Source organism: Pseudomonas sp. Pseu.R1 (assembly GCF_045764065.1).
Taxonomy (GTDB): Bacteria; Pseudomonadota; Gammaproteobacteria; order Pseudomonadales; family Pseudomonadaceae; genus Aquipseudomonas.
This window is the reverse complement of sequence record NZ_JBJGEE020000001.1, coordinates 847,920-874,128: the sequence shown is the minus strand read 5'-3', so window position 1 is coordinate 874,128 and position 26,209 is coordinate 847,920. Positions and strand designations below refer to the sequence as shown.

General features: G+C 60.8%; 29 protein-coding genes, 1 tRNA gene and 1 pseudogene. 15 read left to right on the top strand and 16 right to left on the bottom strand.

The genetic code is table 11. The features are described from left to right. Positions 1-390 precede the first annotated feature (390 nt). The 6 genes from ACI5GA_RS04220 (at position 391) to xylB (ending at position 7,335) form a co-directional block, all read left to right on the top strand. On the top strand, positions 391-771 hold the full coding sequence (locus ACI5GA_RS04220) for a hypothetical protein (RefSeq protein ID WP_421421870.1): 381 nt from the start codon (positions 391-393) through the stop codon (positions 769-771). Positions 772-1,079: 308 nt separating this feature from the next. After that, positions 1,080-2,627: a sugar ABC transporter ATP-binding protein gene (locus tag ACI5GA_RS04215; RefSeq protein WP_421421868.1), complete on the top strand. Its 1,548-nt coding sequence runs from the start codon at positions 1,080-1,082 to the stop codon at positions 2,625-2,627. A 181-nt stretch (positions 2,628-2,808) separates the two neighbouring features. Further along, positions 2,809-3,801 (top strand): ABC transporter permease subunit, encoded by a 993-nt coding sequence (locus ACI5GA_RS04210; protein ID WP_421421866.1) that lies wholly within the window; start codon positions 2,809-2,811, stop codon positions 3,799-3,801. 59 nt (positions 3,802-3,860) lie between these two features. After that, positions 3,861-4,802 (top strand): ABC transporter substrate-binding protein, encoded by a 942-nt coding sequence (locus ACI5GA_RS04205; protein ID WP_404630437.1) that lies wholly within the window; start codon positions 3,861-3,863, stop codon positions 4,800-4,802. Between the two features lie 25 nt (positions 4,803-4,827). Beyond that, the gene (locus ACI5GA_RS04200; protein WP_421421863.1) at positions 4,828-5,826 is read left to right on the top strand and encodes a LacI family DNA-binding transcriptional regulator; all 999 of its coding nucleotides are present in this window, start codon (positions 4,828-4,830) and stop codon (positions 5,824-5,826) included. A gap of 24 nt (positions 5,827-5,850) precedes the next feature. Beyond that, positions 5,851-7,335, top strand: a complete 1,485-nt coding sequence (xylB, locus tag ACI5GA_RS04195; RefSeq protein ID WP_421421861.1) for a xylulokinase — start codon at positions 5,851-5,853, stop codon at positions 7,333-7,335. Between the two features lie 81 nt (positions 7,336-7,416). Here the strand turns inward: xylB and ACI5GA_RS04190 are convergent, their stop codons facing one another. From ACI5GA_RS04190 to ACI5GA_RS04165, 6 genes are all read right to left on the bottom strand, one after another. Further along, complete coding sequence (locus tag ACI5GA_RS04190; protein WP_404630431.1) at positions 7,417-7,680, bottom strand: hypothetical protein; 264 nt, start codon at positions 7,678-7,680, stop codon at positions 7,417-7,419. A gap of 147 nt (positions 7,681-7,827) precedes the next feature. After that, positions 7,828-8,247, bottom strand: a complete 420-nt coding sequence (locus ACI5GA_RS04185; RefSeq protein ID WP_404630429.1) for a cupin domain-containing protein — start codon at positions 8,245-8,247, stop codon at positions 7,828-7,830. Positions 8,248-8,351: 104 nt separating this feature from the next. Then, the gene (locus ACI5GA_RS04180; RefSeq protein ID WP_421421858.1) at positions 8,352-9,683 is read right to left on the bottom strand and encodes an OprD family porin; all 1,332 of its coding nucleotides are present in this window, start codon (positions 9,681-9,683) and stop codon (positions 8,352-8,354) included. 221 nt (positions 9,684-9,904) lie between these two features. Next, positions 9,905-10,171, bottom strand: a complete 267-nt coding sequence (locus ACI5GA_RS04175) for a hypothetical protein (protein ID WP_421421856.1) — start codon at positions 10,169-10,171, stop codon at positions 9,905-9,907. A gap of 236 nt (positions 10,172-10,407) precedes the next feature. Next, positions 10,408-11,292 carry a dihydrodipicolinate synthase family protein gene (locus tag ACI5GA_RS04170; protein ID WP_421421854.1) on the bottom strand — a complete coding sequence of 295 codons (885 nt, stop codon included), beginning with the start codon at positions 11,290-11,292 and terminating at the stop codon, positions 10,408-10,410. Positions 11,293-11,318: 26 nt separating this feature from the next. Then, positions 11,319-12,101 carry an aldolase gene (locus ACI5GA_RS04165; protein ID WP_421421853.1) on the bottom strand — a complete coding sequence of 261 codons (783 nt, stop codon included), beginning with the start codon at positions 12,099-12,101 and terminating at the stop codon, positions 11,319-11,321. 146 nt (positions 12,102-12,247) lie between these two features. Here ACI5GA_RS04165 and ACI5GA_RS04160 point away from each other — a divergent pair, with 146 nt between their 5' ends. Then, the gene (locus ACI5GA_RS04160) at positions 12,248-12,805 is read left to right on the top strand and encodes a helix-turn-helix domain-containing protein (protein WP_421421852.1); all 558 of its coding nucleotides are present in this window, start codon (positions 12,248-12,250) and stop codon (positions 12,803-12,805) included. 8 nt (positions 12,806-12,813) lie between these two features. On the opposite strand, the gene ACI5GA_RS04155 is transcribed toward ACI5GA_RS04160, so the two are convergent. The 5 genes and pseudogenes from ACI5GA_RS04155 to ACI5GA_RS04135 all read right to left on the bottom strand — a co-directional run bounded on the left by ACI5GA_RS04155 (position 12,814) and on the right by ACI5GA_RS04135 (position 15,918). Next, a complete protein-coding gene (locus ACI5GA_RS04155; protein WP_404631688.1) occupies positions 12,814-13,185 on the bottom strand; it encodes an NAD-binding protein in 372 nt (123 codons plus the stop codon). Between the two features lie 45 nt (positions 13,186-13,230). After that, positions 13,231-13,701 (bottom strand): annotated as a pseudogene (locus ACI5GA_RS04150) (NAD(P)-dependent oxidoreductase); the annotation flags it as partial. Between the two features lie 78 nt (positions 13,702-13,779). Then, positions 13,780-14,088 (bottom strand): hypothetical protein, encoded by a 309-nt coding sequence (locus tag ACI5GA_RS04145; protein WP_421421851.1) that lies wholly within the window; start codon positions 14,086-14,088, stop codon positions 13,780-13,782. Positions 14,089-14,387: 299 nt separating this feature from the next. Further along, complete coding sequence (locus ACI5GA_RS04140; protein WP_421421850.1) at positions 14,388-14,900, bottom strand: GNAT family N-acetyltransferase; 513 nt, start codon at positions 14,898-14,900, stop codon at positions 14,388-14,390. A 103-nt stretch (positions 14,901-15,003) separates the two neighbouring features. Beyond that, the gene (locus tag ACI5GA_RS04135) at positions 15,004-15,918 is read right to left on the bottom strand and encodes an SDR family oxidoreductase (protein WP_421421848.1); all 915 of its coding nucleotides are present in this window, start codon (positions 15,916-15,918) and stop codon (positions 15,004-15,006) included. A gap of 100 nt (positions 15,919-16,018) precedes the next feature. Between ACI5GA_RS04135 and ACI5GA_RS04130 the strand changes: the two genes are divergently transcribed. Beyond that, positions 16,019-16,855, top strand: a complete 837-nt coding sequence (locus ACI5GA_RS04130) for a helix-turn-helix transcriptional regulator (protein WP_421421847.1) — start codon at positions 16,019-16,021, stop codon at positions 16,853-16,855. Between the two features lie 29 nt (positions 16,856-16,884). Here the strand turns inward: ACI5GA_RS04130 and ACI5GA_RS04125 are convergent, their stop codons facing one another. Next, the gene (locus ACI5GA_RS04125) at positions 16,885-17,061 is read right to left on the bottom strand and encodes an MFS transporter (RefSeq protein ID WP_421425435.1); all 177 of its coding nucleotides are present in this window, start codon (positions 17,059-17,061) and stop codon (positions 16,885-16,887) included. 157 nt (positions 17,062-17,218) lie between these two features. On the opposite strand from ACI5GA_RS04125, the gene ACI5GA_RS04120 reads away from it, so the two are divergent. Further along, positions 17,219-17,695, top strand: a complete 477-nt coding sequence (locus ACI5GA_RS04120) for a substrate-binding domain-containing protein (RefSeq protein ID WP_421421845.1) — start codon at positions 17,219-17,221, stop codon at positions 17,693-17,695. A gap of 39 nt (positions 17,696-17,734) precedes the next feature. Here the strand turns inward: ACI5GA_RS04120 and ACI5GA_RS04115 are convergent, their stop codons facing one another. Together ACI5GA_RS04115 and ACI5GA_RS04110 are read right to left on the bottom strand one after the other, a co-directional pair. Continuing rightward, positions 17,735-18,082 carry a hypothetical protein gene (locus ACI5GA_RS04115; protein WP_404631749.1) on the bottom strand — a complete coding sequence of 116 codons (348 nt, stop codon included), beginning with the start codon at positions 18,080-18,082 and terminating at the stop codon, positions 17,735-17,737. Positions 18,083-18,177: 95 nt separating this feature from the next. Beyond that, the gene (locus ACI5GA_RS04110; RefSeq protein WP_421421842.1) at positions 18,178-19,200 is read right to left on the bottom strand and encodes a hypothetical protein; all 1,023 of its coding nucleotides are present in this window, start codon (positions 19,198-19,200) and stop codon (positions 18,178-18,180) included. Between the two features lie 217 nt (positions 19,201-19,417). On the opposite strand from ACI5GA_RS04110, the gene ACI5GA_RS04105 reads away from it, so the two are divergent. The 3 genes from ACI5GA_RS04105 to ACI5GA_RS04095 all read left to right on the top strand — a co-directional run bounded on the left by ACI5GA_RS04105 (position 19,418) and on the right by ACI5GA_RS04095 (position 20,694). Next, positions 19,418-19,494: transfer RNA gene (locus ACI5GA_RS04105), tRNA-Val, on the top strand. 242 nt (positions 19,495-19,736) lie between these two features. After that, on the top strand, positions 19,737-20,294 hold the full coding sequence (locus ACI5GA_RS04100; protein WP_421421841.1) for a DUF4174 domain-containing protein: 558 nt from the start codon (positions 19,737-19,739) through the stop codon (positions 20,292-20,294). Between the two features lie 55 nt (positions 20,295-20,349). Further along, complete coding sequence (locus tag ACI5GA_RS04095; RefSeq protein ID WP_421421839.1) at positions 20,350-20,694, top strand: 2-oxoacid ferredoxin oxidoreductase; 345 nt, start codon at positions 20,350-20,352, stop codon at positions 20,692-20,694. A 74-nt stretch (positions 20,695-20,768) separates the two neighbouring features. On the opposite strand, the gene ACI5GA_RS04090 is transcribed toward ACI5GA_RS04095, so the two are convergent. Further along, positions 20,769-21,347: a DUF5666 domain-containing protein gene (locus ACI5GA_RS04090; RefSeq protein WP_421425434.1), complete on the bottom strand. Its 579-nt coding sequence runs from the start codon at positions 21,345-21,347 to the stop codon at positions 20,769-20,771. Between the two features lie 358 nt (positions 21,348-21,705). Between ACI5GA_RS04090 and ACI5GA_RS04085 the strand changes: the two genes are divergently transcribed. Genes ACI5GA_RS04085 through ACI5GA_RS04075 form a run of 3 tightly spaced genes read left to right on the top strand, consistent with a single transcriptional unit; the run spans position 21,706 to position 24,555 of the window. Continuing rightward, positions 21,706-22,782 carry an ABC transporter substrate-binding protein gene (locus ACI5GA_RS04085; RefSeq protein ID WP_421421837.1) on the top strand — a complete coding sequence of 359 codons (1,077 nt, stop codon included), beginning with the start codon at positions 21,706-21,708 and terminating at the stop codon, positions 22,780-22,782. Beyond that, positions 22,769-23,767 (top strand): ABC transporter permease, encoded by a 999-nt coding sequence (locus ACI5GA_RS04080; protein ID WP_421421835.1) that lies wholly within the window; start codon positions 22,769-22,771, stop codon positions 23,765-23,767. Before ACI5GA_RS04085 ends, ACI5GA_RS04080 begins: the two co-directional genes overlap by 14 nt. Beyond that, positions 23,761-24,555 (top strand): ABC transporter ATP-binding protein, encoded by a 795-nt coding sequence (locus ACI5GA_RS04075; protein ID WP_421421833.1) that lies wholly within the window; start codon positions 23,761-23,763, stop codon positions 24,553-24,555. Before ACI5GA_RS04080 ends, ACI5GA_RS04075 begins: the two co-directional genes overlap by 7 nt. A gap of 60 nt (positions 24,556-24,615) precedes the next feature. Here the strand turns inward: ACI5GA_RS04075 and dacB are convergent, their stop codons facing one another. Then, a complete protein-coding gene (gene dacB, locus ACI5GA_RS04070) occupies positions 24,616-26,085 on the bottom strand; it encodes a D-alanyl-D-alanine carboxypeptidase/D-alanyl-D-alanine endopeptidase (protein WP_421421831.1) in 1,470 nt (489 codons plus the stop codon). Between the last annotated feature and the right edge of the window lie 124 nt (positions 26,086-26,209).

The following is a 26,209-nucleotide window of genomic DNA, read 5'->3' as shown; positions in this document are numbered from 1 at the left end:
TACAGACGGGTGGAATAACGCGTACAGATGTGCGCGAATGAAGGTTGATGCGTGACGGATGCCAGACACACCGCCGTCGCGAGCGTCGTGCCGACACCTCCGCTTTTGATCTTGATCTTCTCGCGCAAGAGCCCAGACACCACCGAACGCGACTTGCGCTCAGCCTGCACGCAAGTCGCGTTCGGTGGTGTCTGGGCTATTTGGGTATGAAAAGTGAAAGGCAAGGGCAACGGGCTAGGCCGAGAGATGCTTGTACAAAAAAACTTTCAAACCGGTGGAATAAACCCAGTCCCCAAGCGTTTACCTACGACTGCCGTGTCAATCGGCAGCGGGAGCCTGGGAGGTTTCTGGCGTTGCTCCCTCAATGACAAAAAAACCAAGGAGTTCACCATGCTGAAAAAAATCATCCTCACCGCCGCCGTTGCCCTGACCTGCGCCTCAAGCCTGGCGTTCGCCGCCAGCCCGGCGATGACCGGCAAGACCGACAAGGGCGAAGTGCTCACCGACCACATGGGCATGACTCTGTACACCTTCAACAAAGACAGCGCGGGCAAGTCCGCCTGCAACGGCGATTGCGCCAAGGCCTGGCCGCCACTGGCCGCAGGGGCCAGCGACAAGGGCGAAGGCAAATACAGCGTCGTGACCCGCGACGACGGCAGCAAACAGTGGGCATACAACGGCATGCCGCTGTACACCTGGACCAAGGACACCAAAGCCGGTGACACCACGGGTGATGGCTTCAAGGACATGTGGAAAGTGGCCAAACCCTGATTTTTTTACCGATGTGGGTAGCGCGCTGATCGTGGATCGGAACCCCGCGATCCAGAGCGTTTCGTGATGCGTCAAAGGCGACCCCACCCGGTCGCCTTTTTCTTTTGTGGCAACGCAAGCGCTTGCGTGAATCGTTTCAGCTCATCTATTGTGTTTCAACGTACTTCCCGAGGGCTGCCCGCAAGCGAGGTGGCTCAGGCATAAAAACAAGAAAGCCCGGAGACACTCATGAACAGCCCATCCGCTGTGCTGCCCCGTATGTTCTGTGCGCTTGACGCACCATTCTTTCCCGCCAAGGGTGCTCGACCATGAGCGCCGCCCTCGCCGAGACTCCCGTGCCCGTGCTGGAAATGAGCGCCATTTCCAAGACCTTCAATGGCCTGCGTGTGCTGAAAAACGTCGCGCTTCAGGTGTATGCCGCAGAGGTCCACGCGTTGATGGGCGAGAACGGTGCAGGCAAGTCCACCTTGATGAAGATTCTTTCCGGGGCTTACCAGGCGGATGCCGGAGGCGAGATCCGGGTGGCTGGTAAGGCGTTGTCGGCGCTTGATCCGTTGAGCGCCAAGGCACAGGGCATTGCGGTGATCTATCAGGAATTGAGCCTGTGCCCGAACCTCAGTGTCGCGGAAAACATCTACCTGGGGCGCGAGTTGCGGCGCGGCTGGAGCATCGATCGCAAGGCGATGGAGGCCGGGTGCGTGGAGGTGCTCGTGCGGCTGGGCGCTGATTTCAAGCCTTCGACCAAGATCAGTGCGCTCTCGATTGCCGAGCGTCAACTGGTTGAAATCGCTCGGGCGCTGCATGCCGAGGCGAAGATTCTGGTGATGGACGAGCCGACCACGCCGCTCTCGTCCCGCGAAACCGATCGGCTGTTCGCATTGATCAAGCAATTGCGCGATCAGGGCCTGGCGATCATTTACATCAGCCATCGCATGGCCGAGATTTATGAGCTGTCGGATCGGGTCTCGGTGCTGCGTGATGGCGAGTACGTCGGCATGTTACAGCGTGACGGGCTGTCGGCTGATGCGCTGGTGAAAATGATGGTGGGACGCGATCTGTCCGGGTTTTACAAGAAAGAACATGCGCCGTACAACCCCGGTGACGTGGTGATGCGCGTGCGCGACATGGCCGACGGCAAGCGGGTGAAACCGTGCAGTTTCGATCTGCATGCCGGTGAAGTGCTGGGCATTGCCGGCCTGGTCGGGGCAGGACGCACCGAGCTGGCACGGTTGATTTTCGCGGCGGACCCTCGCACTTCAGGCACGCTGGAAGTGGCCGGAAAACCGGTGGCCGAGCTGCGCAATCCCACTGACGCCATTCGCGCCGGAGTGGTGTACCTCACCGAAGATCGCAAGGCTCAGGGGCTTTTTCTGGACATGAGCGTACGCGACAACATCAACGTCTGCGCCTGTGTAGCGGATGCCCATGCCGGTGGGGTGCTGGATCGTGGTCGCGCTGCACAGCGCGCGGCAGACGCTATCGCGGCGCTGTCGATCCGAGTGGCGTCGGGCAAGGTCAACGTCGGCGCGCTGTCGGGCGGCAATCAGCAGAAGGTACTGCTGGCGCGGCTGCTGGAGGTCAAGCCCCATGTGCTGATCCTCGACGAGCCGACCCGCGGCGTGGACATCGGCGCCAAGTCCGAGATCTACCGGATCATCAATGAGCTGGCGAAGGCCGGGGTGGGAATTGTGGTGATTTCAAGCGAGTTGCCGGAAATCATTGGCACCTGCGACCGGGTATTGGTGATGCGCGAAGGGCAATTGGTCGCCGAGCTCGGCGGCGCATCGGGGCATGAGATTTCCCAGGAGCGGATCATTGATCTGGCGACTGGCGGGAGCGTTTCAAACGCCGTATGACCCGTGGGAGCGAATTCATTCGCGATGTAGCCAGGACAGACGACACACAGCTGTCGTCTGAAATGCCCTCATCGCGAATGAATTCGCTCCGGTACAGCGTTTCAGCGGCGCCACGGCGGTGGAGTGCAGATGTGGTTCATTCATTCCACGCCATTCAATAACAACAAAAGGAACCCAAGCCATGAGTCTGCCCTTGCAAAACGCACCCGCTGTCGCCGCCATCAGCCGACGCGAGCGCCTGCGCGAACGGATGCGCACCCTTGGCATGTTGCCGGTGCTAGTGTTGCTGCTGGCGGGCTTCGCGCTGATGACCGACAGTTTCATGACCTGGCAAAACCTGTCGATCATCACCCAGCAGGCGTCGGTCAATGTGGTGCTGGCGGCGGGCATGACGTTCGTGATTCTCACGGCGGGCATCGATCTGTCGGTCGGGGCGATTCTCGCAGCGTCGGCGGTGGTCGCGTTGCAGGCATCGATGTCGCCGCAATGGGGCATGCTGGGGATCTTCGCGGGGATTGGCTTCGGATTCCTGTTGGGCCTCGTCAATGGTGGATTAATCGCTTTCATGCGCTTGCCGCCGTTCATCGTCACCCTCGGTGCGCTGACCGCGATGCGCGGCCTCGCACGCCTGTTGGCAGACGACAAAACCGTGTTCAACCCGGATCTGCCGTTCGCGTTCATCGGCAATGATTCGCTGTTGGGCGTGCCGTGGCTGGTGATCATCGCGGTGGCGGTGGTGTTGATTTCCTGGTTCATCCTGCGGCGCACGGTCATGGGCGTGCAGATTTACTCGGTGGGCGGCAACCCGGAAGCTGCGCGGCTGTCCGGGATCAAGGTGTGGAAGGTCTTGCTGTTCGTCTATGCCGTTTCCGGCGCGCTGGCCGGGCTGGGCGCGGTGATGAGTGCGTCGCGCCTGTTTGCAGCCAATGGTCTGCAGCTGGGGCAATCCTATGAGCTGGATGCCATCGCGGCGGTGATTCTTGGCGGCACCAGTTTCACTGGCGGCGTCGGCACCATTGGCGGCACGTTGATCGGTGCGCTGATCATTGCCGTACTGACCAACGGCCTGGTGCTGCTCGGTGTCTCGGACATCTGGCAGTACATCATCAAAGGCATCGTGATCATCGGTGCGGTGGCGCTGGACCGTTATCGCCAGTCCGGCGCGCGGACGTGATCGTCTGAGCGAACGTTTCGATACCCGTTGCACGCGTTAATAACCACAAGAGAGAAGCCATGAACTTCAAACGCAAATTCCCTGCCGTTGTCTCCCTGTGCCTGGCGGCGTTGCTGTCCCAAGGCGTCGAGGCCCGCGAACTGAAATCCGTCGGCATCAGCCTCGGTTCGCTGGGCAATCCCTACTTTGTGACCCTTGCCGAAGGCGCCAGGGCCAAAGCGCTGGAGATCAATCCCAACGCCAGGGTCACCTCTGTGTCTGCTGATTACGATTTGAGCAAGCAGTTCTCGCAGATCGACAATTTCATTGCGGCGGGGGTGGATCTGATCCTGATCAACGCCGTTGACCCGAAAGCCATTGCCTCGGCGATCAAGAAGGCCCAGGCCGCCGGAGTCAAAGTGGTCGCCGTCGACGTCAGCGCCGCTGCCGTGGACGCCACGGTACAGACCGACAACGTGGAGGCGGGCAAACTCGCCTGCCAGTTCATCGTCGACAAGCTCTCGGGCAAGGGCAACGTGATCATTGAAAACGGCCCTCAAGTCACTGCGGTGACCGATCGAGTGGCCGGGTGTAAAGCTGCGTTCGCTGCTGCACCGGATATCAAGATTCTCTCCGACGATCAGGACGCCAAAGGCTCCCGCGACGGTGGCCTTAATGCGATGCAGGGCTACCTGACGCGCTTTCCGAAAATCGACGGCCTGTTCGCAATCAACGACCCGCAAGCCATTGGCAGCGATCTGGCGGCCAAACAGCTCAAGCGCAGCGGGATCATCATCACTTCGGTCGATGGCGCGCCGGACATCGAACATGCACTCAAATCCGATTCACTGATCCAGGCCTCCGCCAGTCAGGACCCATGGGCCATGGCGCAGCAAGCGGTGGTGATCGGCAACGACCTGCTCAATGACAAGAAACCCGCTGAGGCGGTGACCCAGCTCACGCCCAAGTTGATCACCCGGGACAACATCGGGTCCTACACCGGCTGGTCGAGCAAACGCTGAAGCGTCGGGCGCAGGAGCGAACGCGGTGGTCAAGATGGAGGACGTGGCGCGGCGGGCGCGGGTGTCGACGTCGACGGTGTCCCATGTGCTCAACGGCACACGCAAGGTCAGCCCGGAAACGGTGGGCGCGGTACAGCAGGCGGTGCGTGAGTTGGGTTATATCCCCAACACCCTCGCGCGCTCGCTGGCCCGTTCGCGCACCAACACCATCGGGGTGGCGATCTCGGCGCTGTCCAACCACTACTTCAGCGAAACCGTACATGCCATCGAAACCGAATGCGCGCGTCACGGGATCATGATGCTATTCGTTGACACCCATGATGATCCCGTTCAGGAACTGCGGGTGGTCGAGGCGCTACACCATCGACGGGTCGACGGAATACTGCTGGCGCCGAGCAGCGATCCCGAGCGTGCAGCGTTGGCGTACTTGCAGGCCAACGCCATTCCTGCCGTGTTGGTGGACCGGCTGGCGGCGCAGGGTTTCGATCAAGTGGGCGTGGAGAATCGAGATTCGACCCGCAAGCTGGTGACGCACCTGATCGGCCACGGTCATCGGCGCATTGGCATGATCGCCGGGCATCGTGGCCTGAGCACGACGGAGGAACGTATCGAAGGGTATCGCCATGCGCTGGCGGAGGCCGGCCTGACCTTCCAAGACAGTCTGTTGGTCAACGGTGAATCCAACAGCGAGTCGGCCCGGGTCGCGGCGGCTGCGTTGCTGGCTTTGCCAGCGCCACCGACCGCGATCATGGCGGCGAACAACCTGATGACCATTGGCGCGATGCACGCGTTGCGAGAGGCGAACATTGCTGTCCCGCAGCAAATGGCGTTGGTGGGCTTCGACGACTTCGACTGGGCGGATTTCTTCCTGCCGCGCCTGAGCGTGATCGCCCAGCCGGTGAAGGCACTGGGTGAGCGAGCCGTGCAATTGTTGTTACGACGCATCGATCATCCAGACGAGGAGCGGCAGTCAGAGCGGCTGGCGGCGACGCTGCGTATTCGAAACTCATGTGGATGCCCGTGAGGCGTCCCGCTCAAAGGAATCAATATGGCGCAAGCGCTTTCACTGGGCATTGATCTGGGCACCTCGGAACTCAAGGCCATTGTGCTTGACTCTCAGGGGAAGGTGCTGGCACAGGCCGGCGTGCGAGTGACGGTTTCCCGCAGGCAAAGCGGCTGGTCCGAGCAGGATCCGGCGCATTGGTGGCAGGCCTGCGTGAGCGCGTTGGCGCAACTGCGCAGTCACGCGTACGAGGCATGGGGGCGTATTGAGTGCATCGGGTTGTCAGGACAGATGCATGGAGCAGTGCTGCTCGATGATGAAGGACAGGTGTTGTATCCCGCGATCCTCTGGGATGACTCCCGGGCGCTGGCTGAGGCAGAACACCTGAACCGGGAGTTCCCGGCCTACGCGCAGGTCACTGGCAGCCTGGCGATGGCAGGCCTCACGGCGCCCAAACTGCTGTGGCTCAAGCAGCACGAGCCTGCTGTTTTCACCCGCATCGCCTGCGTGCTGTCACCCAAGGATTACCTGCGTCTGTTGCTGACCGGCGAGCGTCTCAGTGATGTGTCCGATGCGGCTGGCACGTTGTGGCTGGACGTAACAAAGCGCGATTGGTACGAGCCCATGCTGCAGGCGTGCGGCCTGACGCGGGCGCAGATGCCGGGGTTGCTGGAGGCCAATCAGCTCGCGGGGCGGCTGACGGCGGAGGCCGCGCAGGTACTCGGATTGCGCGAAGCGCTGCCGGTGGCAGCGGGCGGCGGTGATAATCCGGTGTCGGCGGTGGGTATCGGCGCGGTCAATGTCGGGGATGCCTTCGTCACGCTGGGCACCAGTGCGGCCTTCGTGGCGATCACCGATCACGCGGCGGGCAACCCGGCCAGCGCGGTGCACAGTTTCTGCCACGCGCTACCTGCGCGCTGGTACACCATGGGCGCGATGCTCGCGGGCGCCAGTTGCCTGCGCTGGGTGACGCGCCTGCTGGGGCAGCCCGACGAGCAGGCATTGCTCGATCAGGTGCGCGCCAATGTGCCGCTCGATCAGCCCGTTGCGCTGACGCATCCGCTGTTTTTGCCTTACCTCGCGGGCGAGCGGACGCCGCATAACGATCCGCTGTTGCGAGGCGGCTTCATGAACCTGGGGCACGATTGCACGCCTGCGATGCTCGGCTATGCCGTGCTCGAAGGGGTGGGGTTCGGACTGCGAGACGCCATGACGGCTGTGCTGTCTGCGGGCGCCTCGGTCAATGCCTGTGCCCTGGTGGGCGGCGGCGCACGCAGCGAATACTGGGCGCAGTTGTTGGCCAATGTCCTGGATCGCGAAGTGTTCACGTTGCAGGGCAGTGAGTTGAGCGCGTGTATCGGCGCAGCGAAACTCGGGTTTCTGGCCATCGGGCAGGGCACTGACCCGTTGGCGCAAGGCTTGCCGATCAAAGCCCGTTACCGGCCTATGGTGTCGGTGCAACCTGCGTTGCGAGCACGGTATGCGAAGTTCAACGGGCTGCTGGCGGCGGCGAAGGCGTTGCAGGGTTGACGAGTCCGCTCACTGTGATGGCGAGCGTGCTACTCCGGATATCCTCGGACTGCCGGTCTGGCTGCGGCGTCATCATTCAGCTCAATGCAACGCCCAAGACCGCGGTGCAGGGGGATGGCTGAACTTTGAAATGCCCTTGACCCAGAACCGGCGATGGGGCGTCTGGTCCGGCGGCAATAACGGTTGGCTGGACCATTGCTGCTGGCGTTTCGAGGCCTCGCGCCAGGCTTTCCATTCCATGGCTTCGGCGGTGTCCTTCGCCGCGCGTTCGTCGTCGAACCAGCCCAGAACGGACACCTCGCCCTGTTCGCGGCCATGTTCCACCAGCAGATAAATGTCGTACATACCTGTGCCTTTGATTCATCGATTCGGCCCGTTATTCGGGCACTACTGATGGCTTATCGACAGTTTTCGATAAATGTTGAGGTCTCGGGTGTTCGCGTCGGACCGGCGGCGGGCTGTCCCAAGCGGCGATGCAGCGCCATTGTCAGGCTATTTGGGCAGTGGCGTGAGGATTTCGCCGTTGTCGTCGAGCAGGATGAACACCAGCAGTTTCGCGGGTTTCGTGGCGCTGGCGTTGCGCGATTCGTAGTGCCTGGAGCCTGCCGGTTCGTACCAGGTTTCCCCGGCTTTGTAGGTGATGGCTTTGCCGTCGTTGACCCGCGAAATGACTTGGCCTTCCAGCACGTAGGCGATGGCGCTGCCGCTGTGGCTGTGAGGGACCGAGACCTGGCCAGGCAGGTAATCGACGGTCAGTACCATGGCTTTCTTGCCTGGCGCGTTGAGCATCGGGTGATTTTCCAGCACGGTGACTTTTTCATGGGCCTCGTCATGGGCCTGGACGTTGGAGGTGAACGGCAGCGCCAGCGTCAGACAGGGGAGGGCGACAGCGAGCAATGAGATGGCTTTCATGATGAAACCTCGGAAGTGACAGACGACACGCTATGCCTGACGTGCCGTCCGTCACACCGCCAATCCGCGGAAAGATCAAGAGTCCAATTGCGCCGTCTGCCTCCCTAGAGAATGGAAATCGGGTAGTCCACGATCAGACGGAATTCGTCCTGATCCCCTTCTGGCTGATCAGCGTTGCCGCGATGCCAGGCCTGACGGATACGAAACGACAGATTCTTGGCCGGCCCGTCCTGAATCACGTACTTGGCTTCCAGGTTGGTTTCATGGTGTTTGCCGTCTTCGCCATAACCATAGGCCCGATAGGGGCTGTCGGCGGCCATCTTGGTGCCGTCGATGTCGCGGCCGTTGACATAGCGCGCCATGAAGCTCAGCCCCGGAATGCCGTAAGCGCTCATCGCCAGGTCATAACGTGCCTGCCAGGATTTTTCGCCGGGGCCGTTGAAGTCCGAATATTGAATCGAGTTGGCGAGGAAGATCGAATCGCCTGTCGTTCCAGGCCCGTTATCGCCAAACGACACATAGTCGAAAGGCTCGTCGCCGTGCACTTTCTGATAGGCGAGGGTAAAGGTATGACCGGCCATGAAGTTATAGGCGGCAGCGAGCGACCAGGTCGTGTTATTGATTTCGCCCGCTTTGGCCTGACCTTCGTCGTTGGTGCGATAGATATTGAAATCGAACGTCATCGACTGATCGCTGGGCATGGCCAGAACATAGTTGGCATTGGCGTAATATTGCCGCCAGACGTCTTCGAACTCCGAACCGTACAACTGCACTGACAAACTGTCGTTGATCGCATATTTGCCGCCGACGAAATCGACACTGTTGGTCGTGACCCCGGCATAACTGGCAAACAGTTCGCCACTGGCGCTGGTGTGTTGCGGACCATTACCGGCAGTGAAGTGGCCCCCTTCAAGGTCCAGTCCGGTGATTTCGCTGCTTTGCAGGCTGAAACCGGTGGCCGTTTGCGGAAACAGCCGCGTGCCGCCCGCCGCGAACACCGGGGCGGTGGGTTGCATCGTGCCCCACTTGAGTTCGGTTTTAGATATGCGCGCCTTGATCGCGCCGCCTGCGGTGGCAAATTCATCTTCCGGGTTGCCGCTGCTGTCCACCGGAATATTGCCTGTGCCGGAGCGACCGGCGCCGCCGTCGAGTTTCAGGCCGTACCAACCGAATGCATCGACGCCGAAACCGACAGTGCCCGGCGTGAAGCCGGAGCTGAAGTTGGCCATCGCGGCCTGAGACCAGTCCCTTCGATCGCCGGCACCGCTTTTACCGTCGCGATTGAAGTAGTAGTTGCGTAACAGCACATCCAGTTTCGCGTCTTCGACAAAGCCCTTGGCATCGGCTTGATCACTGACGAAGGCTTCTGCTTCAACTGATCGGACGTATCCCGCTGACACCGCCAACGCGATCAGACTCAGACTTATCACTCTCATAATGGCATGACCTCTGGGAGATTGAGGCAAGGTGCTATTACCGATGAGGGTAATAACGCCCACTTGCCTGCACGTCGCCAAGCGTAATACCTGAAAGTGAGTTCGCCACTTTACGCGCACAATTGCCTTCCCAACGGTCGTTTTTCAGACGATTGGTTTAGTTAACAGGCAATTAAAGCGCGTGGTTAAAGTGAAGGTTCAAACATGACCAGCTCGAACGATCAAATGGCCCCTGGCAAATCGCAACGTTCGGTATCGCTGTCGAACGCGACCCTGCGAACGAAGCAGTTATTCAGCAAGCCATTGAGGCCTTCGTTACTGGGCTTGGCGAAGTGTTCGGACATCGCTTTGCAGGATGACCAATGCACGTCGATGATCCACAGGTCGGCATCTTGCGCATCGTGGGTCAGCCCGCTGCTCAGGCAGGCCGTCGAGCGGCCGTGGGCGGCGTAGATTTTAACGGTGTTAGAGGCTACTTCCTGGGTCATGCGGATGTCTCCGTCGCAACGAGATCGTCTTTTCAACCGTTGCCATAGTAGTGGGGACTTGAGCAATTGCCAGTATCCAATCATGTGATTGACGAGGAGGCCAATTGAGGGGTGAGCTTGCAGCGCGCTCGCTTCTGCGTTCCAGACTCAATTAGCCCGGACACCGCCGTACGCGGCGGCGTTCGGCGGTGTCCGGGCTGGCGTGGATGAAGCGCACACGCACTGGCGTCAAACGATCAGAGCACCGCAGCGAGCAGTTTGACCAGATGCTCTCGCGCCTGATTGTCAAGGGCGGACACCGGCAGGCGCGGTTCGCCGACGTTGAGTCCGGTCAGTTCCAGCCCGGCCTTGATGGTCGCGGGCAAGCCACCCTTGAGGATGAAGTCCAGCACTGGCAACTGCCGATAGAACGACTCGCGAGCGCCGGGCAGATCGCCCTCCAGAATGGCGTGGTACAAGTCCAGGTTCAGCGCCGGAATCAGGTTCGGTGCAGCCGTGCACCAGCCTTTTGCCCCGGCCACGAACGCTTCGAGGGCCAACGGGTTGCAGCCGTTGTAGAACGGCACCTGACCTTCTCCCAACAGATGCAGCTTGTGCATGCGTTGAATGTCGCCGGTGCTTTCCTTGACCATCGTGACGTTCTCGACAGCGTGGAAAATTTTCAGGATCAGATCCACCGACATGTCAGTGCCGCTGGTGGCCGGGTTGTTGTAGAGCATGATGGGGGTAGCGATGGCATCGCCGATCGCTGTGTAGTGTTGCAGGATTTCCTTCTCGCTCAGTTTCCAGTACGAGGCGGGCAGCACCATCACTGCGTCGGCGCCACGGGCTTCGGCAAAGCGCGCCCGCTGCACGGCCTTGGCGGTGGTCAGGTCGGACACGCTGACGATTACCGGCACCCGTTTGTTGACGTATGCGGTGCTGAATTCGGCGACTTCCTGCCATTCGGCATCGCTCAGATAAGCGCCTTCACCGGTACTGCCCAGTGGGGCGATGGCGTGGACGCCGCCATCGATCAAGCGGTCGATGGAAGTCCCCAGTGCGGCGAGATTCAGGCCTTTGCCGTCTGCGTCGAAGGGGGTGACGGTGTAACCGATGATGCCGTGAATGGCGGTGGACATGGCAATGCTCCTGAAGGGGTGATGGATCAGACGAGGCAGTCGACGTGCTGGTTGAGGGTGCGTCGCACGTAATAGTTGAAGGCGGCGCTATGGCGTTTGGGGCGGGACACCCAGTCATGGGCCTCGTTGCCCAGGTGGGCAGGAATGGGCTTGATCTGCCCGGCGGACATCGCCAGCAATTGCAGTTTCGCTGCCCGCTCGATCAGCACCGAGATCACGCAGGCTTCTTCCACCGTGCTGCCGGTGGAAAGTTGGCCGTGGTGAGAGAGCAGGATGGCGCGCTTGTCGCCCAGGGCGCCGGAGATGATTTCACCTTCCTCGTTGCCCACCGGCACGCCTGGCCAGTCCTTGAGAAACGCGCAGTCCTCGTAGAGCGGGGTGAGGTCCATGTGCGAAATGTCCAGCGGCACCTCCAGCATCGACAACGCGGCGATGTGGGTCGGGTGGGTGTGGATGATGCACTGCACATCGGGGCGTGCGCGGTAGACCCACGTGTGGAAGCGGTTGGCGGGATTGGGCATGCCATGGCCTTCGAGCACCTCGAGGTCTTCGTTGACCAACAGCAAGTTGCTGGCGGTGATTTCATCGAAGCCCAGCCCCAACTGCTGGGTGTAGAAGCTGCCGGGCTGTTCGCCGCGTGCGGTGATTTGCCCGGCAAGACCGGAGTCATGGCCGTTGTCGAACAGGATGCGGCAGGTCAGCGCCAGCTTCTGTCGCAGCGTCCAGGTGTTGTCTTTTAACGTACTATCCATCTGCGCGTTGGAGCGCGTCATCAGATGGTCTTTGGAGAGTTCCAGAGTCGTGGCCATGAAGCGGTCCTCGGCAGTTGGGTTCGCAAGGGTGAAGGCAGCGTGATCGTGAGGCGGTCGCGCTGCATATGACACAAAACAATACTAATGACACAAAGTGTCATTAGCAATGCACGGGTTTACCGGCCGACGGAAATGTTTTATCCATGTCCATTCGCTTGAAGCTGTTACGCAAAAAAATGGGGGTCACGCTCGAAGCCCTGGCTGAGCGCTCCGGCATGACCAAAAGCTACTTGTCCAAGGTCGAGCGCGGCCTGAATACGCCGTCCATCGCGGCGGCGTTGAAACTGGCCAAGGCGCTGCACGTCAACGTCGAAGAGCTGTTCAACGAGGCCGAAGCCGATCTGGATAGCTACAGCCTGGTGCGCCAAGGCCAGCGTCAGATGCTGACCAACAGCGAGCAAGGCTCAAGTTATGCGGTACTGGCCCATCAGGTCAGCGACCGCAACTTGCTGCCGTTCATGATGTTTCCGCCTGCCGAGTTCGCAGGCACCACGTTCAAGGAGCACGTGGGCGAAGAGTTCCTGTTCGTTCACGAGGGCCGGGTCGAAGTGGATTTCATGACCGAAACCGTGATCCTCGAACGCGGCGATGCCCTGCATTTCAACGCCCAGAAACCCCACCGTCTGCGTTCGCTGGGCGACGTTCAGGCGCAATTGCTGGTGGTGGTGCACAGCGAACCGGACGACGCGCACGAGCATTGAGCGAGCGGTCAGGCCGGGTTGTGCCGTTCGATGACTTCGGCCAGCACCGCCAGGTCCATCTCGCCTTCGCCGTGGTCGACTGCTTCTTGCAGATGGCCGCGAATCAGTTCGGCGCCGGGCAACTGCACGTTGACCTGCCCGGCAGCGGCGAGGATCAGGTCGACGTCCTTGAGTCCGAGCACGGCCTTGAACGCAGCAGGCTCATAGCGTCGCTCGCCGATCAGCGCGCCGTAGCCCGAATACACCGGTCCGGTGAAGATGGTGCTGGAAACCAGGTCTACCAGATCCGCTGACTTCAGGCCGTGTCGACTCACCAGTACGGCAGCCTCGCTCATGGCCTCGACAGCGGCGACCAGCAGGAAGTTGGTGGCCAGTTTCATCGCGTTGGCCGCCGAGGCTTTTTCGCCAAGACGCCACGTCTTGCGGCCGATCAGGTCCAATAATGGCTGGACCGTATTGATGGCCTGCTCGGGACCCGCCGCCAGAATGTTCAGTTGCGCCGCCGCCGCGACATTGGGACGGCCCATGACCGGTGCGGCGATGTAATCGATGCCTTGGGCGCGGTGCAGGTCGGCCAGTTCGTCGGCGAAGGTCACGGCGATGGTCGCCAGATTGACGTGAATCAACGGCGCCTTGAGCTGCTTCAAAAGCCCCGAATCCAGTAGCACGGCACGCAGAGCCTTGTCGTCGGCGAGCATGCTGAACACCACATCGGCAGCGAACGCCTGGGCCGGTTCACTCACTGCCGTGGCACCCAGTTCCACCAGCGGCTGCGTGGCCTGGGGTGAACGGTTCCAGACGCGCACGGCGTGGCCGCCCTTGATCAGATTCGTTGCAATCGCCTGGCCCATGTTGCCCAGCCCCAGAAAACCGATGTTCATTGGCGTGTTCTCCGCTTCGAGTGGTCGATGGTCAGCGACTCTAGCACTGTGTTTAGGTGCTGACGGTAGTACCTAGGTGTTGGGTGAAGTGTTTCATTCCGGTGTGCGCAAGCGCCAGATCAACAGCGCCGCCAGTAGCTGACTGACCCCGTAGAACGTGAACAGTTGCTGCACTGTCCAGCGATGGTCGAGCAAAAGACCGGCCACGGCGGGGGAGAGGATGGCACCCACGCGACCGGTGGCCAGTACAAACCCGACGCCCCGGGTCCGAATCGCGGTGGCGAATCCTTGTGGCGCGAGGGTGAACAACCCGGCGATGGCGCCATACAGCAGCAAGCCGCTGCTGACCCCCATGGTCACGGCTAGCCAGGCCAGGTGGGTGGCGGGGACCATCAACTTCATCAACACCGCATTGACCAGCAAAAAAAAACGGGAGCAGCCTGGCGCAACCGAAACGGTTGGCACTCAGCCCCATCAACAGCGCGCCCAACATGCCGCCGAGGTTGAGCAGCACGCCGCCTGCCGCGCCGTCCTTCTCCGAGAAGCCGCTTTGTGTCGGCAGCACGGGTGTCCAACTGGTGATGAAGTAAAAGCTGAACATGATCAGGAACAGCGCCAGTGCCAGCGATACCGTACGAGTCGCCTGACCGGCCGTGAACAGGAGGCGATAGCCGAGGGGGGGCGGCTGTCGTGGTTCTACGTTACCGCTCGATGCTGAATAGCAGGCTTTGCTTCTGGCCGGGCACATCGTCCAGCAAGCCGCACCGTTGCATTCCCAGCTTTTCCAGCACCTTGATCGAGGCTGCATGATCAGGGCGCACAACGGCCCAGACACGGTTGATACCCGGTCTGGCGAAGGTGTTCTCAAGCGCAACCCGGCCCATTTCCGTCGCATAGCCTTTACCCCAGGCATCACTGGCGAAGCGGTAACCCAGATTCAGTCTTCGATCGCCCAGAAAATCGTACAGCCCGACACCTCCAAAGCCGATCACCTGTTCAGGCGATGCATCTTCCGAGATCGCCCACCAGCCGAAACCGTATTCGTTCCAATGCTCCACCCAGCCCGTCAAAAGTGCTTGAGCCTGCCCCAGACTTTTCATCGGGCCTGCGGGATTGAATAGTTGAGTCTGCGGATCGCTGTAAATCTCGAACAACCGATTCACATCGCTCGGTTCAGGCGGGCGGCAAATCAGACGGTCGCTGGAAATCGGCATGATTCGGTCTTGTATTGAGGGCGAGCGGATAAACCTAGCACTATCCAAACGGTTCTATCCGTTTTTTAGTGTGAGCTACCACTCGCCAGTGACTGCACATTGATCAATGTGTTGACCTGCCGTCACTTTGCCCCGACGCAAGACAGACCCTCACGTCCTCAAGCAACCCCGGCCCCTCCGGCGTCCAGCCCAACCGGCGCCGGGTTTTCTCGTTGGACGCGGAAAAGTCTCGACCCGCGAACACGGACAGCCAGCCGAAATGCGCCGCGGCATCTGCCTCCGATAACGAGACGGTTGGCACGCCAAGCCCTTGGCCAATAACGTGCGCGATGTCACGGGCGGCAATGTGCTGTTCGGCGGTGGCATGGTAGCGGGCGCCGGGTTGGTGGTGCTCCAGCGCCAGGCGGTAGAGGTGCGCGGTGTCGGCCAAGTGGGCGGCCGACCACGGGTTGAGGCCCTCGCCGAGGTAGGCGGACACACCGGTCTGCCGCGCCAGGTCGATGAGGTAGCTGACCAGCCCTTGTCGTTGCGGGTTATGGATCTGCGACAGGCGCATCACCACCACGTTGAGGCCACGCTGCTTCAACGCTTCCCCCGCCAGTTCCGATGCCACGCGCGGGTTGGTGTGATGAGGGTCGAAATGGTCTTCATCGGCCAGCGGCTCCGACGCGGTGGCGCCCATGGCCGTGCCAGACGTGATGATCAAGGGGCGCGTCGAGCCTGCCAGTGTTTCGCCCAGCGCAGTGATCACGCGGGCGTCTTTCTGGCAGTTGTCCGCGAAGTGGGCGAAGTTGTGATCGAAGGCGGTGTGGATCACGGCGTCACAGTGCTCGGCGCCTTTTTGCAGGCTGGCCAGATCTTCGAGGGTGCCGTGATGAGCCTGGGCGCCGAGCCGGTGCAGAGCCTGGGCGCCTTCCTCGGAGCGGGTCATGCCCAGGACCTGATGGCCTGCGGCGAGCAACTCCCGTGTCACTCGAGCACCGATGAAGCCCGTGGAACCGGTCAGAAATACGCGCATGGGGTCATTCTCTCTTTGCGGAAAGCACCAGCCTGCGCGTAGTGTTTATCCGGTTAAAGCCGTGGCGTTATCAGGGTATAAACACTAACAGGGTAGGACGATGTCAGGTCAGTCGGTGCAATTGCTGGGCGCGTATTTGAAAGATTGCCGGGCGCGGCTTGACCCGGCCAGTTTCGGTTTTTCCAGCGCGCGCAGGCGTACGCCGGGGTTGCGCCGCGAAGAGGTGGCGCAGCGGGCGCACATCAGCGCCACCTGGTACACCTGGCTGGAGCAGGGGCGTGGCGGCGCGCCGTCTGCCGAGGTGTTGAACCGCATCGCTCAGAGTCTATTGATGACCGAGCCTGAGCGGGAGCACCTTTTCATGCTGGCATTCGGGCATCCGCCTGAAGTGGTGTATCGCGCGCCAGAAGGGGTGACACCGCGCCTGCAACGGGTGCTGGACACGTTCACCCACAGTCCGGCGATCATCAAGACGGCGACCTGGGACGTACTGGCCTGGAACCGCGCTGCCGCAGCGGTGTTCACCGATTACAGCCAACTGCCAATCAAGCAGCGCAACATCCTGCGTCTGATGTTCTGTGGCGACGGCGTGCGGGAGCGGCAGGACGATTGGGAAAGCATGGCGCGCTTTGTGGTGGCGGCCTTTCGTGCCGATGCGATTCGGGCAGGGGCGGCGTCCGAAGTCAGCCAGCTTGCAGAAGAGTTGTGTGTGCTGAGCCCGGAATTCGCCGCCTTCTGGCGGGACAACGACGTGCGGGTTCATGGCGAGGGCACCAAGCGCCTGCGCCATCCGGCGCAAGGCGTGATTGAGCTTGAATATTCCGGGTTCGCGGTGGACGGTCGTCCGGATTTGGGGATGATCGTCTATAACCCGGCGACTGAGGCCGACGCGGCGCTGATACGGCAACTGATGATTGATGGGGTGGCAGGGCCGTGAATGCCCCGCCGAAGGGACGCGTTGAGGGCTCAGTCATACAACCGATGCTCGATCTCTTCCAGCGTGGCGCCTCGGGTTTCCGGCACCCACCGAGCGACGAAAATCAGTGAAAGCACTCCGGCGCCGACGAATATGAAAAAGGTCTGGCCGATGCCAAGGGTCGCGATCATGCTCGGGAAGAACAGGCCGATCATGACGTTGGTCAGCCAGCACGGGCGTCAGTGGGAGTGAGCTTGCTCACGAAAGGGTGCTATCAGCCGCTACCGATGTCGCGGCACGAGCGTATTCGTGGGCAAGCCCAGTCTCACAGGGCTTTTGGGGCGTAACGTAGGTGTTACATGAGGTGTTCTCGCGCAGAAATCCATGCGTTGCCGCGAGACAAGGCCGATTCTGCTGGTGACCAGCGTGCCGTTTCGCTGCCAGCAGGAGCGGGAAATGGGATTTCGGCGTGTGCTGCGTTCAGATTTTCCGCACTTGAAAATCGATGAGCGCGTGATGTCCGACGATCGTCCGGAGACCACAGCCGAGCATCTGATGCATTACTTCTCAAAACACGACTGCCCGGCAGCGATCTATAACGTGGCAGGTGCAAGCCGGGGAGTGGCCCAAGCGTTGAGCAGGGTCACCGCTGAGCGGCGGCCCATTTTTGTGGGCCATGAGTTGACCGTCCACACTCGCGCCATGCTCGAGAGCGGGGTGATGGACTACGTGATTTCCCATGACTTCGTCGGCGAGACAGCCGCCGCTGTGCGCTGGATTCGCGAAACGCTGGAAGGCGCCAGGGCCACACCGCCCTTCATCCAGATTCTGGTGCATACGCGGTATAACTGTGAGGGGTAAAGCAGAGGGCGGTCGTCTCAACCGCTCCCCCCTCCTGGATCATCCTCCGGCGCCACCTGCGCTCGACGAGCTGCCGGACGAGCCCTTCGAACCACTGCCAGTGGAGCCCGAGCCGGTTTGCTCGCCACCGGGCAAGTCGACGCCGTTGCTGCCACCGGTCCCATTGCTCATCGATCCATTATTCATGCCCCGGCGAATGCCCGTGGCAGGATCGCCTTTGTCCATGTCGGTGCCTTGGCGTTGCACATCGTTGCCTTGGGTTCTTGGGTCCATGCCGGTTTGAGAAGGGGGCGCGCCCATTTCAGGGGTGGCTGCCCCGGCCAGCGCTGTAATCGATGCGCATGTCAGAACACAGCCCAGCGCCACTGTCGCAAATGATCTGTTCATCAGGAGATCTCCGTGTCTTGAATCCTGTCCTGAAATTGGGCAGTCGATCATCAAACAAGGTGCCATCATGGCGACAAGCGGCAGTCATCTGCCGTTCAAGGGGCCGAAACGTTGTCGAGGATGGAGGGCAGCAGCGGTGCGTCCCCCAGATTGCCTTCTATCTGTCCGGCCACGTAATACACCCCGGCGAGCACGCCGAAATCCGGGTTGTCGATCAGGCTGCGCTTTTTCTCGTTGAGCGCCGCATACAGACTGCTGCGCATCTGCTCTTCCATGTCGGCACGCTGGCTTTGATGGGCAAGGGCGCCAATGCCAAGGGTGCCGACGGAGATCATCAGCCCGGCCACGCGACCCACCGCAGCGGCAACGGCACTGGCAGCGCCCCGTGGGGCAAGGCTGGCTTCGAGTTTCTCACTGGAGCGAATCGCCACCGCCGAAATGCCCGCGTCCGGCCGCCCGGCGTCGGGGCCTGTGGCGGCAGTGTGAAGCTGTTCGATCAAAGCGGCGTAGGCGGGCATTTTTACCAGCGGCTCCGCATGGACCACTTCATAGAGTGTGGCGTTGCGGCTGGACGGCGGGGCGAGGGTGATGGCCGGGATCTGCTTGAGGTGAGCATCGAACTGTTCGTCGGGAATACGGTAGTGCCGGGCGATGGACGGCAATTGCTGCCCAAGTAACTGCACGTAGTAAGCGGTCGCCTGGGCGGTGACCGCTTCAGGGTCGATTTCTTTCGCGACCGGGTCCAGAACCCGCTCGTGATACTGCTCTTGAAGATAGCCATCGAGTCGTTGAGCGGCGGTCTGTTCGCCTTGCTTTGCACTGAGCTTGTACCAACTGACCTTGGCGGTCAGCCATTGCTGGGTCCAGTAACCGGTGAACCAAGGGATGAAATCCGATTCCGTGCGTTGGTAGACGCTGTCCATCCAGCGGTCCATGGTCTCGGTGGCGTATTGCCGGGCCGGGGCGGTGGCGTTTTTTGACGCGTCGAGGATCTCCTGATCCACCTGATGCCAGGTCTCGGGGGCAACGGGCACGATGACTGTAGGCGCGGGTTTGTGTGCCGAAGTACACGCGGCCAACGCCAGCAGCAATAACAAGCTCGGTGCACGCAGGTTCACGATGGCTATCCCTGGCGTTGCAGAACGATCTGCCCGGTGGCGTCGGACGGCGTATCGGCGGCGGGTTTGTGCAGTATAGGCAGCGAAAAGCGCTGGGCTGCGAAGGGGCGAGCCGCGTCGCTTGCCGGTTTGCGCAAAAAATTCGCATATTCATAGGCTTAGTGTGAAAAAAGACGTTGACACACTTTTGAATATCCGTAGAATGCCGCCTCACAGCAGGCACGTAGCTCAGTTGGTTAGAGCACCACCTTGACATGGTGGGGGTCGTTGGTTCGAGTCCAATCGCGCCTACCAAACAAATCCGCTCTGCTGGGCGGTGACGAAAAGGGCGAATCGAAAGATTCGCCCTTTTTTATTGCGCTTGTTTTATGTGTCCCGTTTCGCATCTCCAGGCCCGTGCCTCGGTCTTCTGCGCTGCATTTGTTAATGCGGCCTTCAACGCCGCCTCGAAAAAAATCCTGATTTTTCAAGCCATCGGCTGGACCTTTTGCCACGATGCGCGATCATCAGTGCATGGATATCGAAAGGAGGTGCGTATGTTAAGTCGGTCACTGACCCTTGCCGTTCTGTTGGCGGTTGCCAGTCCCCTGATGGCTGCCGATGGAGACACCCCACTGGCTCAGGAGCGCGGCAGGTCCCGTCCGTTGATCATCATTGCCTCCAGTTCCGTGGATTCGACGCTGACCACACTCAAGAAGCAGCTCGATGAACCTGCCAACAAAGAAGGCTTCGCCAAGCGCAGCATGGTGCTTTACACCATTGTCGGTCTTGCCGGGCAGCGTAACGGCAAGGAGATGGACGCGCAGTCGACCATGGCCCTGATTCGCGAGTTGAAGCTGGGTGTGCTGGACAAGGAGCAGGCGCAAGTGATTCTGGTCGGCAAGGACGGCGAGAAAAAGATCGACCACAAGGGGCCTATCGATCCCAAGGAGATTTTCAGCACCATCGATCAGATGCCCATGGCTGAAAAAGAGGCCGCCGCCCCGGCGCCGGTCGCCCCTGCCGCTGAAACCAAAGCCGCCGCGCAAGGGGGCAAACCGGGCAAGGCAGGCAAAGGCGCAGCCGCTGCGCCGCCTGCCGGCCTGGATGATTGAGCACCCGATGGGTCCTTGCTGGTAAGATCGCTCCTTTTCGATCGAAAGGACTGTCATGAAACACTGGGCGGGAGCGGTAGCGCTGGCGATGCTGGCGGGTTGCGTGAGCATGGATCAAATGCGTTCGGCCGGGCCTGCGCAGGTGTATTCGAGTCAGAAACCCGCAGCTGCAGTGGCCGAGTGCATCAAGGTGAGCTGGGCGAATGTGCAACTGTTCGGCGATGTGGCCGATGTGTTCATGGAAAACGGCAAGGCTGGCGACTTCACCGTCTACACCACTGAAAGCGAATATTTCGCTGACGTGAGCGGGAAGGGCGGTGCCACCACCATCAACTTCTACGCCAAGCCTGGCGCGAAGGTGGTCGATCAGCGTGGAGCGGTGGTCGCGACCTGTTTGTGATGGGCTGACAGCGATCCCTGAAAGCACGACACGCGCGTGCCTTCAGGGATTTTTCATATCTACGCACCCGATGACTACATCGGCGGTGTCACGCCATTCTCCCCGGCTGAAATCGACAGCGCCGTCAGCGCGCCATCGGCACCGGGCTGCGCTTGCAGCACCACCTTGACTCCCGGCTTGAGCAGGCTGCGATCTCCCGGCACCAGATTGACGATGGGCACGTCGTCCGGAATCACGATCTTCTTCTGGCCCCCTTTGTAATTCACTGTGATGGTGCGCCCGTTGCTGGTCACCAGATCACCCACCGAGCCGTTGGTCATGGTGCTGTCCTTGCCCAGATCGAACGCCCGATGCCCATCTCCCGTGCCGGCCATTTCCGGTGGAAAGACGTGCACCTCCAGCGCCTTGAGCGTGCCATCAGCCTGCGGAATGGCCGCTGAACCCACGTAGCTACCCGGTTTGATTTCCGAGACCTGCGCCAAGGTCACGCCGCGTACCTGTGTGTTTGGGGTCAGATTGACCTGAAGGTCTTCTCCTCGGTTGCTGTGGACCTTAAGCGAATCCCCTTCGATGGCCGTGATGGCGCCGCGCACGCGGGTGGGTTTGGCGTCATCGGCGTGTGCGGGGCCGGTCATCATCAGCGCCGATGCCATCAGGCTTGAAATCAGCAGGGTGTCACGCAGTCGCTTGCCTGTTGTGGTTCTCATGGGTGTCGCCGTCCTGTGTGGTCTGTTCGATTTTAAAGTGTCGAGCTTAGCGCCAGCGGCCGGAGAAGTTCATGACATCCCGGTCAGAAAGCGAACACTCGGTTGGGAGTGTGTGAGGGCGCATGATGCCGTGCCATGCAGGCCTATACATAGACTATTTGCATAGTGATTTAGAATTAAAATGAATTTATGTAATTAAAAAACCGGTGATAAGGTTTTAAACAGTCGCTGGAACCCTCCGTAACAGTTATTAAAACGGCCCAGATGACCACGTCCATTTCATTCATCTGGTAAAGGAACACCCATGGCCGTTTTCGATCATCTAAGCCGCCGTCGCGCGCTGGGTCTGGTGGGCGCTGCACTGGCGTCGCCGCTGTTGTTGTCATTGCCGCGAGGCGTCTGGGCTGCGGATGAACACGCGGGCCATGAGGCGCACGGCGCAGGTGCCGACCCTGCCGGGACGGGAGATTTCATCCGTCTTGATCAACCTCGTGCGCTGAAGCTGGCGGTCAATCTCAACGCGGTGTGTCTGGCACCAGTGGTGATCGCCCACGGTCAGGGCTTCTTCAAAAAGCACAATCTGGACGTTGAGCTGGTCAACTTCGGTAACTCCACCGAGGTCTTGCTGGAGGCCATCGCCACCGGCAAGGCAGACGCAGGCATCGGCATGGCGTTGCGCTGGCTCAAGGCGCTGGAGCAGGGCTTCGACGTCAAGCTCACCGCCGGTACCCACGGTGGCTGCCTGCGTTTGTTGACGGCAGCGAACGGCGGCGCGAACACACTGGAAGACCTCAAAGGCAAGGCCATCGGCGTGACCGACATGGCCAGCCCGGATCGCAACTTCTTCTCCATTTTGCTGAAAAAGCACGGTGTGGACCCGGTGCGCGACGTGGAGTGGCGGCTGTATCCGGCTGACCTGCTGGGCACGGCGCTGGAGCGTGGCGAAGTGCAGGCGGTCAGCGGCAGCGACCCGTTCATGTATCGCCTGATCAATGCAGGCAAGGCGCGAGAGTTGTCGACCAATCTGGTCGAGGAGTACGCCAACCTGAGCTGCTGCGTGGTCGGCGTCACGGGCAAGCTGGCACGGGACGACAAGCGAGTGGTCGCGGCACTGACGCAGGCCATTCTCGAAGCCCACGATTACTCGGTCAAACACCCCGAAGAAGTCGCCAAGGGTTTCCAGGCCTACGCCTTGAACACCACTACCGAAGAAGTGGTGGCGATCCTGCACGATCACACCCATGGTCATCATGCGGTCGGCGCGGCACTGACCGCCGAGATCGCCACCTACGTGCGGGATTTGAAAACCGTCGAAGTGATTCGCCAAAGCACCGACCCTGCCACCTTTGCCGGGGAGATCACTGCCGATGTCTTCAGTTGAACTGGTCGATGTACATGAGCCGGAGGGCGTACAACCCCATCGAATTTGGGTACAGGGACTGGTCGCTGCCGGGATGTGGATCGCTGCGGCGGCGTTGATTGTCTGGTGGCCTGATGTGTCGCGGCGCTGGCCGATGACTCAAGGGCTGGCCAATCTGTGTCTGGCGGTGGCGGCGCTGATTGTCTGTGCGGTGATTGGCAGTCGATGGTCAGCGGGTCTGGGGCGGCGCGCCCGATCCTTGGGGCCGTGGCTGATCGTTTTGCCGCTGGTCTTGAGCCTGTGGGAAGTGTTCACCGCCAAACTGGCCTGGCTGCCGGTGCCGTTTTTCGCGCCACCTCAAGCGTTACTCGATGTGTATTTCGATGACTGGCCGCGCCTGGCCGACAGTCTGTTTCACTCGGCGATCCTGCTGGGCAGCGGTGTGGCTGTGGGAGCGATCACCGGGTTTGTGGCCGGGGTGGCGATCGGTTGGTCGCGCAGCATCGGCTACTGGCTGCACCCGGTGTTGCGCATTCTCGGGCCGGTGCCGTCGACGGCCTTATTGCCGCTGTGCTTCTTTCTGTTTCCCAGCAGTTGGAGCGCCAGCGTGTTTCTGATTGCGTTGGCCACTTGGTTTCCGGTGACGGTGCTGACCTGGTCCGGGGTGTCCAGCGTTGACAAGGCCTACTACGACGTGGCCCGCACCCTCGGCGCAAAGCAGCGCTTTCTGATCTTCAACGTGGCGATTCCGGCGGCGCTGCCCCATGTTTTTGTCGGTTTGTTCATGGGCCTGGGGGCGTCGTTCTCCACCCTTGTCGTCGCGGAAATGATGGGCGTCAAATCCGGTATCGGCTGGTATTTGCAATGGGCACAGGGCTGGGCCGCCTACGCCAACATGTATGCGGCGTTGTTGATCATGGCGCTGGCCTGTTCGGGGCTGATTTCGGGCCTGTTTTTGATTCGTGACCGGTTATTGGCCTGGCAGCAGGGAGCAATGAAATGGTGAACACCGCTTACGTGAATGACGCACGGCAGGGAGCGGGGCTGGCGTTGCGGATCGACAACCTCAGCCATGGGTTTTCGCTGGAAGGGCATCGACTGCCGGTGCTGGAGCGGGTGTCTCTAAGTATCGCGCCTGGGGAGTTCGTCGCCTTATTGGGGCCTTCAGGGTGCGGCAAGTCGACGTTACTACGGTTGGTGGCAGGTCTGGAAACTGCTGATCGCGGGGCGTTGCAAGCCGATGGCGTTGACATCATTTCGCCTGATCCGAGTCGCGTGGTGGTGTTTCAGGACCCGACGCTTTACCCATGGCGCCGGGTCTGGGACAACGTCGCGCTGGGCCTGGAAGCCCAAGGCTTGCTCAAGACCACTCCGCACAAGGTCGATCAGGCGCTGGCGAAGGTGGGGCTGAGTCCGTTCGCCCGTGCCTATCCCCGGCAGTTGTCCGGTGGCATGGCGCAACGTGTGGCGTTGGCGCGAGCGTTGGTCAACGAGCCGCGTCTGCTGATTCTCGATGAGCCATTGGGCAAGCTGGATTCGTTGACTCGCATCGCCATGCAGCAAGAGCTGATCGACCTCTGGCAGCGTCAGGGTTACACGGCGCTGCTGGTGACCCACGATGTGGAAGAGGCGTTGCTGCTGGCCAATCGGGTGATTGTTTTTAGCGACCGGCCTGCGACCATCAAGGCCGAACTGACCATCGACCGCGGTTATCCCCGGCATCGTGACGACCCATACCTGCTGCAGTTGCGCAAACAGATTCTGGGGTTGTTGGGACTGGGCGAAAGCTGGTGACGAGCGAATAACGAAAGCGCGCATCGGTCGTCGTCACGACCGTGCGCGCTTCATTGAGCGTTACTGCTGTTGCAGGGAGAGGGTGGTGTTGGCCAGTTTCGGCTGGTTGAACATGCTCACTAGCACCTCATCGAGGATCGACGATGCGCCCCATGGACGGGAGTCGTTGAGGATCGCAACCACCGCCCAGGTGTTGCCGTTGCTGTCGCGGCTGAACCCGGCGATGGCGCGCACGGTGTTCAGGGTCCCGGTCTTGATGTGGGCTTCGCCACGCAGCGCGGTACGCTTGAGGCGTTTGCGCATGGTGCCGTCCATCCCAGCCAGCGGCAGCGAACTCATGAACTCGGCCTGATAGGGGCTGTTCCAGGCGGCCTGAAGCATCTGCGCCATTTCACGCGCACTGACGCGCTCTGCGCGAGAGAGGCCCGAGCCGTTCTCCATCACCAGATGCGGCGCGGTAATGCCCTTTTTCGCCAGCCACTGACGAATCACCCGCTGTGCAGCCTTGGCGTCATCGCCGTCGGCCTCGTTGCGGAATTCCGCCCCCAGGCTCAGGAACAGTTGCTGGGCCATGGTGTTGTTACTGAATTTGTTGATGTCGCGGATGATTTCCGCCAGGTCCGGCGAGTAGGCCTTGGCCAGCAGTTTGGCGCTGCCGGGAACGACGTCCAGACGGTCTTTGCCGAGAATGGTGCCGCCCAGTTCCTGCCAGATCGCGCGCACGGCGCCGGCGGTGTAGGTCGGGTGGTCGAGCAGCGACAGGTAGGTCTGGGAGTTGCAACCATCGCCCAACTGGCCAGACACCGTCACGGTGATGCCGCCATCTGCGTCGGGGACCGGGTTGTACAGCACGTCGCCCGTGCATTTGTTCGACGCCAGTGCCTTGACCTGATTGTTGATGTGGATCGCCGCGATTGGCGGTTCAACCGACACCAGAATCTTGCCGCCGTCGTTGCGGGTCACGAAACGCAAGGCCTTGAGGTTGACCATCAACGAGTCAGGTCGCACCAGGAATGGTTTGTTCTTGTCGTTGCCGTCGTCATCGAAAACCGGCAGTTGTGGCTGGATGAAGTGGCTGCGATCGAGCACCAGGTCACCGGTCACTTGCTGCACGCCGTTGGCTCGCAGATCGCGCATCAGCAACCAGAGTTTTTCCATGTTCAGTTTCGGGTCGCCGCCACCTTTGAGGTAGAGGTTGCCCCGGAGCACGCCGTTGCTCAGGGTGCCGTCGGTGTAGAACTCGGTTTTCCACTGGTGAGTCGGGCCGAGCATTTCCAGCGACGCGTAGGTGGTTACCAGCTTCATGGTCGAGGCCGGGTTGACCGAGACGTCGGCGTTGTAGACGGTGGGGGTGCCAGGACCGGTCAGCGGCAGCAGGACCAGCGACAGGGCGCTGTTGTCGAGTTTGCTGGCTTTGAGCGCAGCCTCGACTTTTGGCGGCAGCGCGGTATTGATCGGTGCGGCAGAAACAGACAAGGAAATCGGAAGAAGCAGGGTGGCAAGCAACAACGGACGCAAAGACTTGATCATTCAATAAAACCCTACTGCAAAAGAGGGGAAACAATGAGGGGGTGAATTCCCTCGTGACCTGAACATGAACCGGAACTGATAAAAGATCTCGTTCCTTGAGATGAAGGTATAGCCCAACCATGAG

What these genes read in the sequence shown, in the direction of transcription:
- ACI5GA_RS04220 (WP_421421870.1), top strand. Translation starts at nt 391, where the DNA reads ATGCTGAAAAAAATCATCCTCACCGCCGCCGTTGCCCTGACCTGCGCC.
- ACI5GA_RS04215 (WP_421421868.1), top strand. Translation starts at nt 1,080, where the DNA reads ATGAGCGCCGCCCTCGCCGAGACTCCCGTGCCCGTGCTGGAAATGAGC.
- ACI5GA_RS04210 (WP_421421866.1), top strand. Translation starts at nt 2,809, where the DNA reads ATGAGTCTGCCCTTGCAAAACGCACCCGCTGTCGCCGCCATCAGCCGA.
- ACI5GA_RS04205 (WP_404630437.1), top strand. Translation starts at nt 3,861, where the DNA reads ATGAACTTCAAACGCAAATTCCCTGCCGTTGTCTCCCTGTGCCTGGCG.
- xylB (WP_421421861.1), top strand. Translation starts at nt 5,851, where the DNA reads ATGGCGCAAGCGCTTTCACTGGGCATTGATCTGGGCACCTCGGAACTC.
- ACI5GA_RS04190 (WP_404630431.1), bottom strand. Translation starts at nt 7,680, where the DNA reads ATGTACGACATTTATCTGCTGGTGGAACATGGCCGCGAACAGGGCGAG.
- ACI5GA_RS04185 (WP_404630429.1), bottom strand. Translation starts at nt 8,247, where the DNA reads ATGAAAGCCATCTCATTGCTCGCTGTCGCCCTCCCCTGTCTGACGCTG.
- ACI5GA_RS04180 (WP_421421858.1), bottom strand. Translation starts at nt 9,683, where the DNA reads ATGAGAGTGATAAGTCTGAGTCTGATCGCGTTGGCGGTGTCAGCGGGA.
- ACI5GA_RS04175 (WP_421421856.1), bottom strand. Translation starts at nt 10,171, where the DNA reads ATGACCCAGGAAGTAGCCTCTAACACCGTTAAAATCTACGCCGCCCAC.
- ACI5GA_RS04170 (WP_421421854.1), bottom strand. Translation starts at nt 11,292, where the DNA reads ATGTCCACCGCCATTCACGGCATCATCGGTTACACCGTCACCCCCTTC.
- ACI5GA_RS04165 (WP_421421853.1), bottom strand. Translation starts at nt 12,101, where the DNA reads ATGGCCACGACTCTGGAACTCTCCAAAGACCATCTGATGACGCGCTCC.
- ACI5GA_RS04160 (WP_421421852.1), top strand. Translation starts at nt 12,248, where the DNA reads ATGTCCATTCGCTTGAAGCTGTTACGCAAAAAAATGGGGGTCACGCTC.
- ACI5GA_RS04155 (WP_404631688.1), bottom strand. Translation starts at nt 13,185, where the DNA reads ATGAAACTGGCCACCAACTTCCTGCTGGTCGCCGCTGTCGAGGCCATG.
- ACI5GA_RS04145 (WP_421421851.1), bottom strand. Translation starts at nt 14,088, where the DNA reads ATGAAGTTGATGGTCCCCGCCACCCACCTGGCCTGGCTAGCCGTGACC.
- ACI5GA_RS04140 (WP_421421850.1), bottom strand. Translation starts at nt 14,900, where the DNA reads ATGCCGATTTCCAGCGACCGTCTGATTTGCCGCCCGCCTGAACCGAGC.
- ACI5GA_RS04135 (WP_421421848.1), bottom strand. Translation starts at nt 15,918, where the DNA reads ATGCGCGTATTTCTGACCGGTTCCACGGGCTTCATCGGTGCTCGAGTG.
- ACI5GA_RS04130 (WP_421421847.1), top strand. Translation starts at nt 16,019, where the DNA reads ATGTCAGGTCAGTCGGTGCAATTGCTGGGCGCGTATTTGAAAGATTGC.
- ACI5GA_RS04120 (WP_421421845.1), top strand. Translation starts at nt 17,219, where the DNA reads ATGCGTTGCCGCGAGACAAGGCCGATTCTGCTGGTGACCAGCGTGCCG.
- ACI5GA_RS04115 (WP_404631749.1), bottom strand. Translation starts at nt 18,082, where the DNA reads ATGAACAGATCATTTGCGACAGTGGCGCTGGGCTGTGTTCTGACATGC.
- ACI5GA_RS04100 (WP_421421841.1), top strand. Translation starts at nt 19,737, where the DNA reads ATGTTAAGTCGGTCACTGACCCTTGCCGTTCTGTTGGCGGTTGCCAGT.
- ACI5GA_RS04095 (WP_421421839.1), top strand. Translation starts at nt 20,350, where the DNA reads ATGAAACACTGGGCGGGAGCGGTAGCGCTGGCGATGCTGGCGGGTTGC.
- ACI5GA_RS04090 (WP_421425434.1), bottom strand. Translation starts at nt 21,347, where the DNA reads ATGGCATCGGCGCTGATGATGACCGGCCCCGCACACGCCGATGACGCC.
- ACI5GA_RS04085 (WP_421421837.1), top strand. Translation starts at nt 21,706, where the DNA reads ATGGCCGTTTTCGATCATCTAAGCCGCCGTCGCGCGCTGGGTCTGGTG.
- ACI5GA_RS04080 (WP_421421835.1), top strand. Translation starts at nt 22,769, where the DNA reads ATGTCTTCAGTTGAACTGGTCGATGTACATGAGCCGGAGGGCGTACAA.
- ACI5GA_RS04075 (WP_421421833.1), top strand. Translation starts at nt 23,761, where the DNA reads ATGGTGAACACCGCTTACGTGAATGACGCACGGCAGGGAGCGGGGCTG.
- dacB (WP_421421831.1), bottom strand. Translation starts at nt 26,085, where the DNA reads ATGATCAAGTCTTTGCGTCCGTTGTTGCTTGCCACCCTGCTTCTTCCG.